We start from the raw sequence: 13,708 nt of genomic DNA, 5'->3' as shown, positions 1-13,708 counted from the left end.
TAACATCATGCAAACAGTGACCCAGGTCTCACCACCCCCGGACGGGGGTGGCGCTGTCCCTCGGGCGGGGGAGGCGCGGACCGGGTGGGAAGGCGTCGGAGTGCCGGAACCGGTCGATGCGGTCGAGATGCAGACGGCGCTGGCGAGGCTGCGCCGCACGAGCGGGCTGCCGGTGGCCTTCGGCGGCCTGCTGTCCGATGCGCGCCACGCACGGATCGCCGAGCTGAACGGGGCGCAGACCAGCGCGCTGCGCGGCCTGGTCATCTCGGCCGGGAGCGGCCTCGGCGGCAAGGCCATCGCCCTTGCCCGGCCCTGCGCGGTGACGGACTACGCCGCCTCGCGCCACATCAGCCACGAGTACGACCCGGCGGTGGCGGCGGAGGGGCTGCGCTCGGTCGTCGCGGTCCCCGTCGTCGTGCGGCGGACGGTGCGGGGGGTGCTGTACGGGGCGCTGCGCACACCGGTGAGCCTCGGGGACCGGACCTTCGACGCGGCGGTCGCGGCGGCGCGTGACGTGGAGCAGGCGCTCGCGGTCCGCGACGAGGTCCGGAGCCTGCTCGCCCTGACCCGGGAGCAGGTGACCGGTCCCGGTGCGGCTCCCGGCGCCTGGGAGGACGTACGCGAAGCCCATCGGGAGCTGCGCGCACTGGTCCCGAAGGTGGTCGACCCGGCGCTCCGCGACGAGCTGCTGGGCGTCTGCGGGCGCCTCGCCTCGGCGTCCGGGGCGCGGGTCCCGGAGGCCCGGGAGGTGCGGCTCGCGCCGCGCGAGGTGGATGTCGTGGCGTGTGTGGCGGCCGGTGCGACGAACGCGGCGGCCGCCCGCCAACTGGGGCTGCAGCCCGAGACGGTGAAGGGGTATCTGCGCTCGGCGATGCGCAAGCTGGGGGCGCACACCCGGCTGGAGGCGGTGGTGGCGGCGCGCCGGGCGGGGCTGCTGCCGTAACACGCCCCCTCACGCACTTCACCCCCTCAGCCCCCTCAGTCCTCTCAGTCCCTTCAGTCCCCGAAGTCCAGGAACGTCCCGAACCGGACGTCGTGCGATGCCGCGTCCGTCATCACCGTAAGCATCCGCACCGCCTCCTCGGTGATCTCCGCACGCTCGCCGCCCCGCAGGGTGCGCAGCGGCTGCACGGTGAGGGTCCCCGTGTCCCCCTCGCGCTCCACCCGCCAGATCGCCTCGAAGAACCCGTCGACCATGACGGTCCCGTACGACTGGTTGCCCACCCCGTTGCGGCCCCTGTTCACCTCCGCGATCAGGCGCGAGCGGTCGTCGTGGCCGAGGAGCACGTTGTCGAACTCGGGCAGGAAGCGCGGCGGGGCCGGGGTGTCCGGGTCGGGCCGGGGGGCGTCGGGGAGGTCGAAGAGCTCGGTGCCCCGCTCGTCGCGGAAGGTGAGGAGCTGGGGCCGCAGCCGGTCGAAGACCTCCCGCAGGCGGGTCAGCCCCGCCCAGCGCTGCATGTCCTTGACCGAGGCGGGGCCGAAGGCGTTCAGGTAGCGCAGGACGGTGGCGTCCGGCGCGGGAACCGGCTCCGAGGCTCTGCCGAGCCAGTGTTCCGCCGTGGTCAGGGCGACCTGCCCGCTGCGCTCCCACAGCCCGCGCGGGGTGACCTGGACCAGTGGCAGCAGGCACCGGGCGGCCACCGTGAGGGCGAGCGGGTCGGCCTCGGGCCACCGGCCGAGCAGCTCCTCACGCAGCTCTTTGACCGGGCGGGGGCGCTCCTCCACCAGCTCCCTGCTCACGGCGGCGAGCCGGTCCAGGTCCACCCCGGCCAGACCGTGCCGGAAGGCCTTCAGCTCCCGGTCGCGCGCCGCCTGCACCAGCGGACGCAGGGTCAGGGCGTCGTCCGCCGTATGGGTGTGGAGCGTGGAGCGGAGGGTGACGATCCGGACCACTTCACGGGACTCCATCAGACGGGACAGCTCCCCGGGGTCGAACTCCGCCAGCCGTGAGTAGAGCTGGAAGTACGGCGGCCTGGTGTTCTGCGCCTGGAGCCCGACGAGATGGGCGACCGCGTCCTTGGCGGACATCGCGGACCGGCGCAGCAGGAGCTGGCGGTCCAGGGTCGCCCGGTTCAGCGCCCGGGTGGTCAGGACGGCGGGGTGCGCGGCGGTGCGGGGTGTCTTCGCGGCCATGGTCCGTACGGTAGCGGCGCATGCGGACAGGTACGGTCCGCGAAGCCGGGAAGTACGGCGTTGGGCCCACCGGCCCCACGCGCCGCGCGCTCCTCCCCCGCCCGCCCCATGATGAACCGGTGATCAGTGTCCTCTTCGCCGTCCTGACCGCCCTGAGCAACGGTTCCGCCTCGGTGCTCCAGCGCCGGGCGGCGATGGAGGTGCCCGACGACGAGGCGATGCACCTGTCCCTGATCGGTCATCTGGTGCGCCAGAAGGTGTGGCTGGCGGGGATCGTCCTGGTGATCGTGGCGGCCGTCTGCCAGGCGGTGGCACTGGCGACCGGGCCGATCTCGGTGGTGCAGCCGATCTTCGTCATCGAGCTGCCCGCGACGCTGCTGCTGGCCGGCTGGATGATGCGGGTGCGGGCGCCGCGCACGGTCTGGTACGGCGTCGCCGCGGTGACCGTCGGTCTCGCGGTGGGGCTCGCGTCGGCCGCGCCGGTCGACGGGACCGACTCCGTAAGGGGCGCGGACTGGGTCCCGACGCTGCTGCTGACCGGGGCGTTCGAGGCGGTGCTGATCGTCACCGCGCTGCGGGTGCGCGGCAACGCCCGGGCGGCCCTGCTGGGGCTGGCCGCCGCCTGCGGCTACGCGCTGACGGCGGCGCTGATGAAGGACGCGATGTCGCACCGCGGGCCGGGCGGCGGGGCCGTCGCGCTGCTGACGTCCTGGCAGCTCTACGCGACGGCGGCGGCCGGGGTGGGCGCCCTCTTCCTGCTCCAGAACGCCCTCCACGCGGGCAGTCTGGTGGCGGTGCAGCCGATGCTGACGCTCGGGGACGCGCTGATCAGCATCCTGTACGGGGTGACGCTCTTCGAGGAGGAGCTGCGCACCGGCTGGTGGCTGCTGCCCGAGCTTGCCGGGCTGGGGCTGATCGCCACCGGCTGTGTGGCACTGGCCCGCTCCTCCCTGGCCACCGACACGCTCGCCCCGCCGCCGGAGCCCCGGGCGGGCTGAGGCGGGGTCAGACCTGCTCGGCCGGGGTGACGTCCTCCCCGGAAGGTACGGGCCCCGGCGGGGTGCCGTCGCCGAACGGGCGGCCGCCGAGCTGTTCGCGGTGGTGCGGGGTGGTCCAGCCGGAGAGGTCGGGGCCGAGGGGGACGATGCCGGTCGGGTTGATGCCCGTATGCACCTGGTAGTAGTGGCGCTTGATGTGGTCGAAGTCGACCGTGTCCCCGAACCCGGGGGTCTGGTAGAGGTCGCGGACGTACGCCCACAGGACGGCGTCCTCGGTGATCTTCGTACGGTTGCACTTGAAGTGGCCGTGGTAGACCGCGTCGAAGCGGACCAGGGTGGTGAAGAGGCGGATGTCGGCCTCGGTGATGGTGTCGCCGACCAGGTAGCGACGGTCCGCGAGACGGGCGGAGACCTGGTCGAGGCGGGCGAACAGGGCCTCGTACGCCTCGTCGTACTCCTGCTGGCCGCTGGCGAACCCGGCCTTGTAGACGCCGTTGTTGACGTCCCGGTAGATGCCCTCCATGACCTCGTCGATCTCCGCGCGCAGCGGCTCGGGGTAGAGGTCGGGGGCGCCGGGGCGGTGCAGGGCGGTCCACTCGGTGGCGAGGTCCAGGGTGATCTGCTGGTAGTCGTTGGTGACCAGCTTGCCGCTCGGTACGTCGACGATCGCGGGCACACTGACACCCCCGGGGTAGTCGTGTTCCCGGGCGTCGTACGCCTCGCTCAGGTAGCGGATGCCGAGCACCGGGTCCTTGCCGCCCGGGTCGAGGGTGAAGCGCCAGCTGCGGTCGTCCTGGATGGGATCGGTGACGGCGAGGGAGAGGGCGTCCTCCAGGCCGAGGAGGCGCCGGGAGACCAGGGAGCGGCCGGCCCAGGGGCAGGCCCGGCTGACGACGAGCCGGCAGCGGCCCGCCTCGACGGGCCATCCGTCGCGGCCGTCGGCGGTGATGCGGTCGGCGAAGTGGCTGCGGGACCGCTTGAACGGCTTGTGGCCGTAGGAGGTGTTGCCGTCGCTCCCGGCGCTCTTCTCGGATGTGTCGCTCATGCCGCGCTCCTCGTCGGGTCGGTGTGTTCGGTCCGTTCACGTCGTCTGCCCCGCCGGTCGGCTCCGACGTCGGCAAGGGCCACGATCAGGGCGGCCAGCACGAAGGCGACCGAGACGATCAGCCCGTGGTCGTACGCGTCCGCCCAGCCCTCCGGGCCGACCTGGGCGAAGAACACCGCGCCCACGGCGGCGATCCCGACCGCGGAGCCGACCCGCTGCCCGGTCTGGAGGGTGCCCCCGGCGCTCCCGGCCCGGGGTACGGGCACCTCGGCGAGGGTGAGCGTCTGGTTCGGGGCGATCACCAGGCCGCTGCCGAGCCCGGCGAGGAGCAGCGGGGCGGCCATCGCCCAGCCCGCGCCGCTGCCGGGGACCAGGTGGACGGCGAGCGCGGTGCCCGCGAGGCCGAGCGCGACCATCGTGAGTCCGGCCACCACCAGCGGGCGGCCGAACCGCCCGACGAGCCGGCCGCCGATCGACGCCGCGACCCCGGAGCCGAGGGCGAAGGGGGTGATGGCGAGTCCGGCCTGGAGTGCGGAGTAGCCGAGACCGGACTGGAGGTAGAGGGTCGTGACGAAGAAGATCGAGGTGAACCCCGCGAAGTAGAACAGGATCAGCAGGCACCCCAGCCAGTAGGAGCGCAGCCGGAACAGCGCGAGGTCCAGGACCGGGTGGGTGGGGCCGCCCGTGCACCGGGCCTCCCAGGCGACGAAGGCCGCGAGCAGGGCGGCCGCGAGCACGACCAGCAGCCACTTGCCGTTGCCCTGCCACTGCTGGGCCTGGACGAACGGCAGCAGCAGGGCCAGCACACCGGCGCCCAGGAGGGCGACGCCGACCGGGTCCAGATCGCGCGGCCGGACCCGGCCCGCGGACGGGGTGTCCGGGAGCAGCCGGCGGGCCAGCAGGAGGCAGACGACGCCGAGCGGGAGGTTGACGTAGAAGACCCAGCGCCAGCCGTGGTCGGGGCCCGCCGCCTGGATCAGCAGGCCGCCGAGGAGCGGGCCCACGGCGGTCGAGATGCCGACGACCGTGCCGAACATGCCGAAGGCGCGGCCGCGCTCGCGCCCGGAGAACATCTGCTGGATCAGCGCGGAGATCTGCGGGGAGATCAGACCGCCCGCGATGCCCTGGACCAGACGGGCGATCACCAGCCACATGCTGGACTGGGCGGCTCCGCAGGCGGCGGAGGCGAGGGTGAAGAGGGCGAGCCCCGCCATGAAGACCGCCCTTCGTCCGCGCGCGTCGCCGAGGCGTCCCGAGGGGATCAGGAAGAGGCCGAAGGCGAGGGCGTAGCCGGAGAGCACCCATTGGAGGTCGGACTCGGGGGTGTTCAGCCCTTCGCGGATGGACGGGAGGGCCACATTGACGATGGAGACGTCCAGCAGGGTCATGAAGCCCGCCACCAGGCAGACCGCCAGCGCCTTCCAGCGCCGGGGGTCGGGGCCGCCGGGGGCGGCGTCGCGTCCGGCCGGGCCGGGATGCGCCGCGCTCTGTGCCATGGTTCGCACCTTAGGTCGGGCCGGGTGTTTCCTCATCCGGACGTCCGGGGCACGGCGTGTCCGGGACGGCCGGGGGTACCTGTTCCCGCATGACTGTGGAGAAAACGAGCGTCCTCGTCCTTGACTGTGCCGAACCCATGGAGCTGGCCGAGTTCTACGCCGGTCTGCTCGACGCGGAGGTACGGATCGGCTCCGACCCCGACTTCGTGGAGATCGTCGGCAACGAAGGTGTCCGGCTGGCGATCCGCCGGGACCACGGCTACGCACCGCCGAGCTGGCCCCGCCCGGAGGACTCCCAGCAGGCGCATCTGCGGATCCTGGTGAGCAGCGACGACATCGACGAGGCCGAGCGCGAGGCGATATCGCTCGGGGCCAGGCCCGTCGACACCGGTGACAGCAACAGCGGTCCGCGCGATGTCCGGGTGTACGGGGATCCGGCGGGCCACTCGTTCTCGCTGGCGGTGTACCCGCTGCCGGTGAGCTGAGCAGCAGGGGGGAACCCAGGGGCTCTTCGGGGCCCCTTTTCTCTTGGGCTCAATAGACAGGAAAGTTTCCCAACACTGTTGCGCCAATTGGAAGGAAGCTTTACTTTCAGTTCTGCCGCCATGGCGCCTCCCACCCCCATCCGAAGGGAGCACCACCATGCACCAGCGCACCACTCCCCCCACCGAGCCCACCCCCACGGCCGGCCGACGACGATTCGCCCGAAAGGCCCTGCTCGCCGCGTCCGCGCTCGGCGTGGTCACCGCACTCCTGGCCCCCGTCCGGGCGGGTGCCGCCCCGGCCCCCGCCGCCCCCACGGCCAAAGCCGCGACGCCGCTCGCGGCCAACGGCCAGCTCTCCGTCTGCGGCCGGCAGCTCTGTAACGCCTCAGGCCAGGCCGTCGCCCTCAACGGCATGAGCACCCACGGCACCCAGTGGTACGCCCAGTGCGTCACCGACGGGTCGCTCAACGCCCTGGCCACCGACTGGCGCGCCGATGTGCTGCGCGTCTCCACCTACGTACAGGAGGGCGGGTACGAGACCGACCCGGCCGGGTTCACCGCGCGGGCGCAGAAGTTCATCGACGCGGCGCACGCGCGCGGCATGTACGCGGTCATCGACTGGCACATGCTCTCGCCGGGCGATCCCAACGCGAACCTCGCGCGGGCCAAGACCTTCTTCACCGCGATGGCGAAGAAGTACAAGGACCACCCGGGCGTGCTCTACGAGATCGCCAACGAGCCCTCCGGGGTGAGCTGGTCGGCCATCAAATCCTACTCCGAGCAGATCATTCCGGTGATCCGGGCGCAGGACCCCGACGCGGTGGTCCTGGTCGGGACGCGCGCCTGGTCCTCGTTCGGGGTCTCCGAGGGCTCCAACGAGTCGGAGGTCGTGAACAACCCGGTCCGCGCCTCGAACATCATGTACACCTTCCACTTCTACGCGGCCTCGCACCGCGAGGAGTACCTCAGCGCCCTGGACCGGGCCTCCGACCGGCTGCCCGTCTTCGTCACCGAGTTCGGGACGCAGAACTACGCGGGCGAGGGCGCCAACGACTTCGCGATGTCGCAGCGCTACCTCGATCTGATGAAGCGCAAGAAGATCTCCTGGACCAACTGGAACTACTCCGACGACCACCGCTCCGGTGCCGTCTTCAAGACCGGTACCTGCAACGGTTCCAACTGGACGGGGACCGGGGTCCTGAAGGAGGCCGGGGTCTGGATCCGCGACCGCATCCGCCAGTGACCCCGGCCCCCGTCCTTCGCCGTCAGGCCGTACGGCGGCGCAGGGAGGCGTCGGTGAGGACCGCCGGGGTGTAACCGGCGTCGCGCGCCGACAGGTTGGTGCCGGGCGGGACGATCTCGTCGATCCGGTCGAGGACGTCCCGGCTCAGCCTCACCTTGTCGGCGCCGAGCTGGCTCTCCAGCTGCTCGAAGGTGCGCGGCCCGATGATCGCCGAGGTGACGGCCGGGTGCTCCAGTACGAAGGCCAGGGCGAGTTGGACGAGGGTGAGGCCGGCCTCGTCCGCCAGGGCCGCGAGGGCGTCGGCCGCCTCCAGCTTGGCCGCGTTCTCGGGCGCGGCGATGTCGAACCGGGCGGCCTGGCGCTCGGCGCGGCTGGAGGCCGGCTGCTCGGCGCCCTTGCGGTAGCGGCCGGTCAGCCAGCCGCCGGCCAGCGGGCTCCAGGACAGCACGCCGAGCCCGTACCGCTGCGCCACCGGCAGCACCTCGCGCTCGATGCCCCGGGCGAGCAGCGAGTACGGGGGCTGCTCGGCGACGACCCGCTCGCGGCCCCGGCGCTCGGCGATCCACTGGCCCTCCACGATCGCGGAGGGCTCGAAGGTGGAGGTGCCGATGTAGCGGATCTTTCCCTGGCGGACCAGGTCGGTCAGGGCGCCGAGCGTCTCGTCGAAGTCGGTGTCCGGCTCGGGGCGGTGGACCTGGTAGAGGTCGATCCACTCCGTACCGAGGCGGCGCAGGCTGTTCTCCACCTCGCGGATGATCCAACGGCGGCTGTTGCCGAACTCGTTGGGGTCGTCGCCCAGCCGGCCGTGGAACTTGGTGGCCAGCACCACGTTGTCGCGCCGGCCGCCCGCGAGCGCCTTGCCGACGATGGTCTCCGACTCGCCCTGCGAGTAGACGTCGGCGGTGTCCACGAAGTTGATGCCGGAGTCCAGGGCGTGGTGGATGATCCGGACGCTGTCGTCGTGATCGGTGTTGCCCCGGGCGCCGAACATCATGGTGCCCAGCGCGAGGGGGCTGACCTGGACGCCGGTGCGGCCGAGGTTGCGGTATTCGGTCATCCTGCACTCTCCTTGACGAGCTGACTGGTGGTGTCGGGGTGGTCCTGCGGCGTCTGCCGGAAGGCCTCCCACAGGCGGTGATACGGGCCCCGCGCCGCGAGGAGTTCGGTGTGGGTGCCGCTCTCCACGACGGCTCCGGCGTCGAGGACGACCACCCGGTCGGCGCGGGCGGCGGTGGTCAGCCGGTGGGCGACGACCACGGTCGTACGGCGACGGCACAGGGCGTCCGTCGCTGCGGCGACCCGGCGTTCGGTGGCCAGGTCGAGCGAGGCGGTGGCCTCGTCCAGCAACAGCACGTCCGGGTCCACGAGTTCGGCCCTGGCCAGGGCGAGGAGCTGGCGCTGTCCGGCGGACAGGTTGCGGCCCCGCTCCCCCACCTGCTGGAGATAGCCGAGCCGGAGCCCGGCGATCATCTCGTGCGCGCCCACCGCGCGGGCGGCGCTCTCCACCTCGGCGTCGGTGGCTTCGGGGCGCCCGTAGGCGATGGCGTCCCGCACGGTGCCGCTGAAGAGATGGGGCTCCTGGGGGACGAGGCCGAGGCGCCGCCGGTAGCCGGCCGGGTCGAGGTCGCGCAGGTCGTGGCCGTCGACGCGTACGGTCCCTGCGGTCGGGTCGTAGAAGCGGGCCAGCAACTTGACGACGGTGGACTTGCCCGCTCCGGTCGCCCCGACCAGGGCGACGGTCTCGCCGGGGGCGATGCGGAGCCGCAGCCCGTGCAGGACCTCCTGGCCGCCGCCCCCCGCGTAACCGAAGGACACCTCGTCGAACTCGACCTCGCCGCGCAACCTGCCGACAGCGAGCGGCTGTTCGGCCGCAGGAGTGCCGGCCGGGGTGCGCATCAGGGAGCGGAGGCGGCCGAGGCCGATCACCGCCTGCTGATAGCCGTCGAAGACCTGCGAGAGCTGCTGGATCGGTGAGAAGAACAGCTCCACGTAGAGGAGGAAGGCGATGAGCGTGCCCGCGCTCAGCTCGCCGGAGCGCACCTGGCCCGCGCCGACGACCAGGACGGCGGCGGTCGACAGGGTCCCGAGGAACTCCACGAACGGGAAGAACGTGCCCATGTACCGCTGGGCGCGCAGCCGTGAGTCCCTGAATCCCCAGGCCAGTTCGGCGAAGTCGCGGGCGTTGTGCTGCTCGCGGCGGAACGCCTGGGTGACCCGGATCGCGGTCACGTTCTCCTGGAGGCAGGCGTTGACCGCGCTGACGCGCTCCCTCGCCTCCCGGTAGGCGGGCACCGAGTAGTGGCGGAAGAGGGCGGTCGCGGCGATCAGGACGGGGAGGGCGACGAGCAGGACGACGGCGAGGCCCGCGTCGATGACCAGGAGCGTGACGAGCACGCCGAGGACGGTCAACAGGCTGACGACGGCGGTGATCAGGCCGGTCTGGAGGAAGGTGGACAGGGCGTCCACGTCCGTGGTCATCCGGGTCATGATCCGGCCGCCGAGCTCGCGCTCGTAGTAGTCCAGGCCGAGCCGCTGGAGCTGGGCGAAGGTCTTCACCCGGAGGGTGTAGAGGAGCCGCTCGCCGGTGCGTCCGGTGGTGCGGACCTGGGCCACCCCGATCAGCCAGTTCACCGCGACGACCAGTCCCGCGACGGCGGCAGCCGCCAGGAGGACTCCCCCGGCCTGCCGGGCGACCCCGTGGTCCACCCCGTGGCGTACGAGGACGGGGACGGCGATCTGCGCGGCCGCGTCCAGGGCGACGAGCAGCAGCCCCAGGAGGAGCGGGAGAAGGAAGGGGCGCAGCAGAGTGCCGAGGTGGAACTCCCGGTCGGCGGCGACCGCTTGGGCGGTGGTCACCTTCGGGTCGGCCTCGGGCAGCGGGAGGCGGGCGAGGCCGGCGATCAGCTCCGGACTGGGCGGGGCCGAGCCGAGCACCCCGCCGCCGGGTCCGCCGCGACCGGGTCCGGAGGTGGCGGCGGCCTCGGCGAGCGCCTGGGCGGCGCGGACGGCGGTGCCCTCCTCGGTGTCGGCGGCTCCGGCCGCCTCGCGGTGCCACAGGTCCTCGGTCACCCCGCCGGCCGGGGCCTCGGGCACGGGTTCGGAAGCCGTGGGTTCGGCCGTCGACAGCAGCGTACGGAACAGGGCGGACCGGGAGCGGAGTTCGTCCAGGGTTCCGGTGTCGGTGACGCGGCCGCCGTCCAGCACCGCGATCCGGTCGGCGAGCTCCAGGGTGGAGCGGCGGTGGGCGACGATCAGCGTCGTACGGCGCCGGGTCGCCTCGTGCAGCCGGGCGTGGATCTGGGCCTCGACCCGGGCGTCGATGGCGGAGGTGGCGTCGTCCAGGACGAGGACGGCCGGGTCCGCGGCGAGGGCGCGGGCGAGCGCGATGCGCTGGCGCTGGCCGCCGGAGAGGGTGAGGCCCTGTTCGCCGACGACGGTGTCGTACCCCTTGGGGAGGCGTTCGACGAACTCGTCGGCGCGGGCGACCCTGGCCGCCTCGCGGATCTGTTCGTCCGTGGCGTCCGGGGCCCCGTAGGCGATGTTGGCGCGGACGGTGTCGGAGAGCAGCAGGCTCTCCTCGAAGACATAGCCGATCCGGGAGCGGAGCGAGGCGAGGGTCAGTTCGCGTACGTCGGTGCCGCCGACGGTGACCGATCCGGAGGGTACGTCGTAGAACCGGGGCAGCAGGGCGGCGGCGGTGGACTTGCCCGAGCCGGCCGAGCCGATCAGGGCGACCGTCTCGCCGGGGCGGACGTCGAGCGTGAAACCGTCCAGGAGCGGCGCCTCGTCCCCGTAACCGAAGGTGACGTCCCGCCAGGAGAGGGCAGGCGGGTGCTCGGGGTCGTCGGGCAGCTCGCGGGCGTCCGGCACGTCGGTGACGGCCGGGGCCTCGTCGACGACCTCCAGGACGCGTTCGGCTCCCGCGCGGGCCTGCTGCCAGACGGTGAGCAGGGTGGCGACCTGGCGTACGGGGGTGACGAAGGAGCCCAGATAGGTGGTGAAGGCGAGGAAGGTGCCGAGCGAGATCCGGCCGTGCAGGGCCATCCAGCCGCCGAGGGCGAGGACGGCGACCTGGCCGAGGGCGGGGACCGCCTGGAGCGCCGGGTTGTAGCGGCTGGTGAAGCGGACGACGCGCAGCCGGGAGGCGAACAGGGTGCGGGCGCGCTCCTCCAGGCCGGTCAGCTCCCGGCTCTCCTGGCCGAAGCCCTTGACGACCCGGACGCCGGTGACGGTCGCCTCGACGGTGGAGGCGACCTCGGCGGCCTCCTGCTGGGCGTGCCAGTTGGCGGGGAAGAGGTCGCGGCGGCTGCGCAGGGCGATGGCGTAGAGCAGCGGTCCGACGATCAGCGCGACGACGGTGAGCAGGGGCGAGAGGCAGGCCATGAAGAGCAGCGAGAAGACGAACATCAGGACGTTGCCCGTGAGGTTCGGCAGGAACTGCAGGAGGGTCTGGATGAGGGTGATGTCGGAGATGGACCGGCTCACCACCTGTCCGGTGCGCAGCCCGTCCTGCTGGGCGCCGCCGAGCCGCAGGAGGGCGGCGAAGGCGTCGTTGCGCAGGTCGTACTGGACGCCGAGGGAGAGCCGCCCGGAGCGGTAGCGGCGGGTGAAGCTCGCGCCGAAGCGTACGGCGCCGAGCGCGGCGAGCAGGCCGATCCAGGGGGTCAGGGAGGTGGTGGTGCCCCCGGCCACCCCGTCCACCACATGGCGCAGGACCAGGGGCAGGGTGGCGGTGGCGACGGCGGCGACGAGTGCGGCGCCGAAGGCGAGGAGCAGGTCGGTGCGGTGGCGCAGGCAGTAGGCGAGCAGCCGGCGGGCCCAGCCGGGTGCGGGTGGGGCTGCGTCGGGCGGCTGTGCGGTGCCGGACCCCGGCCGCTGCCCGGGTCCGGCACCGCTGCGCGTCGTACAGTCGGTCACCGGGCCCCCGCCGCGGCCAGGCCGATGCCGGTGTGGGCGGCGGCCGGGTCGATCTCGTCGAACAGCCGGTTGGCGGGGCGCGGCAGGCCGTAGTGGTCGCGCAGGGTGGCGCCGGTGTACTCGGTGCGGAAGAGGCCGCGCTCCTGGAGGATCGGCACGACCCGGTCGACGAAGACCTCCAGGCCGGAGGGGAGCACGGCGGGCATGATGTTGAACCCGTCGGCGGCCCCGCTGTCGTACCAGTGCTCGATGGTGTCGGCGACCTGCTCGGCGGTGCCGGCGAAGGTGCGGTGGCCGCGTCCGCCGCCGAGCCGCCCGATGAGCTGCCGTACGGTCAGGTGCTCGCGGCGGGCCAGCTCCACGATGAGGGTGTAGCGGCTCTTGGCGCCCTCGATCTCGTCCTCGGTGGGGATGTCCTCGGGGAGTTCGGCGTCCAGGTCCAGGTCGTCCGGGGCGATCTTGAGGCGCAGGGCGAGCTGTCGTTTGGCGTACTCGGGGACGATGAGGCGGTCGAGCTCGGCGTCCAGCTCGCGGGCCTCGGCCTCGGTGTCGCCGATGACGGGGACGATGCCGGGTAGGATCTTGATGCCGTCCGGGTCGCGGCCGAGCGCCACGGCCCGTGCCTTGACGTCCTTGTAGAAGGCGATGCCCTCCTCCAGGGTCTGCTGGGCGGTGAAGACCGCCTCGGCGTACCGGGCGGCGAAGTCCTTGCCGTCCTCGCTGGATCCGGCCTGCACGAGCAGGGGGTAACCCTGCGGCGGGCGCTGGACGTTGAGGGGTCCGTCGACGCGGAAGAACTCGCCTCGGTGCCCGATGGCCCGGACCCGTTCGGCCAGCGCGTGGACGCCGCTCTCCTTGTCGGCGACGACGGCGTCGTCCGCCCAGCTGTCCCAGAGCTTGGTGGAGACCTCGACGAACTCGGCGGCGCGGCGGTAGCGCTCGCGGTGCAGCGGGGTGTCGTCCAGGCCGAAGTTGCGGGCGGCGTCGGCCCCGGCGGTGGTGACGATGTTCCAGCCGGCCCGGCCGCCGGAGACGTGGTCCAGGGAGGCGAACCGGCGGGCCAGGTTGTAGGGCTCGTTGTAGCTGGTGGAGGCGGTGGCGATGAGCCCGATGTGCTCGGTGGCCCCGGCCAGCGCGGTGAGCAGGACGGTGGGCTCCAGCTTGGCGGCCGGGCGGCGGCCGGGGTCGCCCATGAGGACCGGGCTGTCGGCGAGGAAGAGGGAGTCCAGGCGGCCGCGTTCGGCTATCCGGGCGAGGTTCTTGTAGTGCTCGATGTCGGAGCCCGCCTCGGCGGGGCTCTCGGGGAGCCGCCAGGACGCCTCGTGGTGTCCGGTGGACATGAGGAAGGCGTTGAGGTGGAGCGGCTTGCGGGACTTGGCGGAGGGCATGGG

General features: G+C 72.8%; 10 protein-coding genes. 4 read left to right on the top strand and 6 right to left on the bottom strand.

The genetic code is table 11. The features are described from left to right. Positions 1 to 100 precede the first annotated feature (100 nt). Positions 101 to 943: a response regulator transcription factor gene (locus tag IE264_RS19680; protein WP_032753769.1), complete on the top strand. Its 843-nt coding sequence runs from the start codon at positions 101 to 103 to the stop codon at positions 941 to 943. A 53-nt stretch (positions 944 to 996) separates the two neighbouring features. On the opposite strand, the gene IE264_RS19675 is transcribed toward IE264_RS19680, so the two are convergent. Further along, positions 997 to 2,133, bottom strand: a complete 1,137-nt coding sequence (locus IE264_RS19675) for a winged helix DNA-binding domain-containing protein (protein WP_032753767.1) — start codon at positions 2,131 to 2,133, stop codon at positions 997 to 999. Between the two features lie 119 nt (positions 2,134 to 2,252). On the opposite strand from IE264_RS19675, the gene IE264_RS19670 reads away from it, so the two are divergent. Further along, entirely contained in the window at positions 2,253 to 3,131 is an 879-nt protein-coding gene (locus IE264_RS19670) for a DMT family transporter (RefSeq protein WP_032753765.1), read from the top strand. Between the two features lie 7 nt (positions 3,132 to 3,138). Here IE264_RS19670 and IE264_RS19665 read toward each other — a convergent pair whose 3' ends face one another. Together IE264_RS19665 and IE264_RS19660 are read right to left on the bottom strand one after the other, a co-directional pair. Continuing rightward, entirely contained in the window at positions 3,139 to 4,176 is a 1,038-nt protein-coding gene (locus IE264_RS19665) for a glutathione S-transferase family protein (protein ID WP_032753763.1), read from the bottom strand. Further along, positions 4,173 to 5,672, bottom strand: a complete 1,500-nt coding sequence (locus IE264_RS19660; RefSeq protein WP_032753762.1) for an MFS transporter — start codon at positions 5,670 to 5,672, stop codon at positions 4,173 to 4,175. The genes IE264_RS19665 and IE264_RS19660 overlap by 4 nt, the downstream gene beginning before the upstream one ends. Positions 5,673 to 5,761: 89 nt before the next feature. Between IE264_RS19660 and IE264_RS19655 the strand changes: the two genes are divergently transcribed. Further along, entirely contained in the window at positions 5,762 to 6,157 is a 396-nt protein-coding gene (locus IE264_RS19655) for a VOC family protein (RefSeq protein ID WP_032753761.1), read from the top strand. 157 nt (positions 6,158 to 6,314) lie between these two features. Beyond that, complete coding sequence (locus IE264_RS19650) at positions 6,315 to 7,400, top strand: glycoside hydrolase family 5 protein (RefSeq protein ID WP_032753760.1); 1,086 nt, start codon at positions 6,315 to 6,317, stop codon at positions 7,398 to 7,400. Between the two features lie 22 nt (positions 7,401 to 7,422). Here the strand turns inward: IE264_RS19650 and IE264_RS19645 are convergent, their stop codons facing one another. From IE264_RS19645 to IE264_RS19635, 3 genes are read right to left on the bottom strand one after another with little or no spacing between them, the layout of a single operon-like run. Beyond that, entirely contained in the window at positions 7,423 to 8,457 is a 1,035-nt protein-coding gene (locus IE264_RS19645; protein ID WP_015612309.1) for an aldo/keto reductase, read from the bottom strand. Then, the gene (locus IE264_RS19640; RefSeq protein WP_032753759.1) at positions 8,454 to 12,317 is read right to left on the bottom strand and encodes an ABC transporter ATP-binding protein; all 3,864 of its coding nucleotides are present in this window, start codon (positions 12,315 to 12,317) and stop codon (positions 8,454 to 8,456) included. The genes IE264_RS19645 and IE264_RS19640 overlap by 4 nt, the downstream gene beginning before the upstream one ends. Continuing rightward, on the bottom strand, positions 12,314 to 13,705 hold the full coding sequence (locus IE264_RS19635) for an LLM class flavin-dependent oxidoreductase (protein WP_032753756.1): 1,392 nt from the start codon (positions 13,703 to 13,705) through the stop codon (positions 12,314 to 12,316). Before IE264_RS19635 ends, IE264_RS19640 begins: the two co-directional genes overlap by 4 nt. Between the last annotated feature and the right edge of the window lie 3 nt (positions 13,706 to 13,708).

The organism is Streptomyces microflavus, assembly GCF_014650075.1.
GTDB lineage: Bacteria > Actinomycetota > Actinomycetes > Streptomycetales > Streptomycetaceae > Streptomyces > Streptomyces microflavus.
Note: the sequence above shows the minus strand (reverse complement) of the source record. Positions and strands in the feature narration are given on the sequence as shown.